General features: G+C 67.3%; 2 protein-coding genes and 1 pseudogene. All 3 read right to left on the reverse strand.

The window, feature by feature from the left end:
• The coding region (locus G5C50_RS31985) for a phage tail tape measure protein (protein WP_165076134.1) at positions 1-1,311 on the reverse strand (1,311 nt) is incomplete at its 3' end.
• Between the two features lie 13 nt (positions 1,312-1,324).
• On the reverse strand, positions 1,325-1,573 hold the full coding sequence (locus G5C50_RS31990; RefSeq protein WP_165076137.1) for a hypothetical protein: 249 nt from the start codon (positions 1,571-1,573) through the stop codon (positions 1,325-1,327).
• Positions 1,570-2,067, reverse strand: a pseudogene (locus G5C50_RS31995) (hypothetical protein); the annotation flags it as partial. The gene G5C50_RS31990 and the pseudogene G5C50_RS31995, both read right to left, overlap by 4 nt.

Below are 2,067 nucleotides of genomic sequence, written 5' to 3' on the forward strand. Positions count from 1 at the left end.
GGCGAACTGGGCCGCGCCGATGGCGGTTGGCATCGGTTGCAGCTTCGTCGCCATTCGGGGCGGCAGAGTGGGAACGACGAGCGGTTTGCTGGCCAGGGCCTGGCGTGTCTTCTCCGACTCGGCTCGGATCTCCTCGAAGGCCTTCTTGACGCGTTCGGAGAAGCTCGGACCGATGAGCGCCTCCTGGAGCTTGCCGGCTTCGTCGTTCGCAAGTCGGTCCAGGTCCTCGCTCCAGATCTTGAAGAAGCTGCCGTCGCCGAAGATCGCCCCCAGGACGCCGGCCCCCTGGCCGACGCCCCAGGTGGTCTTGGACTGCATGTCCTTGAACAGGACGTCGAGGCCTTCCACCGAGTCGCCGACCAGGCCGATCGCCTCGGCCAGGCCGCCCATGCCGGTCGTCGCGACGCCCAGGCCTGAGGTCAGCTCGGTCAGCCAGGTCGTCGCCGAGACCTCGTTGTCCTGCCACAGCTTCTGCATGACCTGCAGGCCGTCGGACATCTGGCCGAAGAACGAGGCGAGCTTGGGGGCGACCAGGTCGCCGACGGTGATGGAGAAGTTCTCCCAGGCGCCATCCAGGGAGGCGAACTTGGCCGCCGACCCGTCGAATTCGCGAGCCGCCGTCCCCATCGCGAACGCCGCCTTGTCGACGAAGAAACCGTAGCGAGCGAGGACTTTCTCCTGAGCCGTCAGCTCGCGGCCGAGGCCGCCGAGACCCATCTCAAGAGCCTTGGCCTTGATGGCGGCCTCGTCGAAGTTGATGCCGAGCGCCCTCAGAGGCTCCTGTTCGCCGGACAGGCCCGACAGGAACTTATCCTTGACGACGTCGAAATCGAGGTCCTTCAAGGCCGCGTACTCTGTGACGATCTTCGAGATCCCCTCGGTCATCGCCTGGAGGTCGCCCCCCTTGAAGCCGACTCCCTGGAAGATCGACCCGATCTGGTTCTGAGACTCCAGCATCGAGTTGAGGCCGAGCTTGTACCCCATGGCCATGTCGCGAGAGAACTTCTCGACCTCGTCGGCCTGGTCGCCGAAGACGATCGAGAGCGAGTTCACGGATTCCTGGGCGTGTGCGGCCGCCTTCGCCATGCCGTAGAGGTCGCCGGCCACCTTGTACACGCCGACCCCGACGATCGCCCCCTTGAGCATGCCTCCCAGCTTGTTGACGCCGCCGAGGCTCGCCCGCAACATGCTCCCCATTCGGTCGATGTCGCCGGCGAGGGTGCGGACCTCGGTCTGGACGTGCGACAGCCCCTTATCGAACTGGGTCGCGTCGAGGCCCATGCCGACGCTGATCTGACCGAGACTCGCCATGGTCGATCTCCTCTCAGAAGTTCCGGTGTTCCAGCTGTCGAATCCGCTCGGGTTCGAGTCCTTTCAGCCGCCGCTTGACCGTCGCCAGGGACAGGCCCAGGATGCGGCCGGCGGCCCACTGGGGAACGCCCTGGCTCGTCAGGCGAACCAGGAGCATCGCCTGCGAGGACTCGATCCGCTCGGGCGTCCACTTCTCCTGAGTCCTCTTGCGCCTCAGCAGCGCCGTCCGTTGATGATCGCCCCATGCCTCCGCGTCGCTCATCGTCGGGCCTCCTTCCGGGCCTTCGCCCTCCGCTCGCGCCGCGTCTCGTCCTTCTTCGGCTCCGGCGCCTTCGGCTCCGGTTCCTTCGGTTCGGGCTTCGGCGTCGTCCGAGGGTCAATCTTCAGCTCGGGGAGGTCGTCGAGGCCCGACGCGTGGCAGATCGGGCAGTAGGCCGCGCGGCCGGCTGGGATTGACCTCGCGTGGACGCATCGGCTCGAGGGCGTGAACTGGCCGATCGGAAACAGGACCTCGACCACCGGATTCCAGGGCGCCAGGTCCAGGCCGCCCCGGCCAAGCCGCTCGCAGACCTCTAGGACGCCCGCGTAGACGCTCCGGACGCCCACGCCGGCCGCCAGGGCGATCCGATCGACGGGCCAGCCCTCACGGACCATCAGCCGCAGCCAGTGCCGCTTCTCGGCCTGGCTGACGCCGTCCTCGACCTGGTCGGCCGACTGGTGGAGTTTCAGCGTCGAGGCCGGCTCGGTCTCGGCCGG

The organism is Paludisphaera rhizosphaerae (assembly GCF_011065895.1).
Classification (GTDB): Bacteria; Planctomycetota; Planctomycetia; order Isosphaerales; family Isosphaeraceae; genus Paludisphaera; species Paludisphaera rhizosphaerae.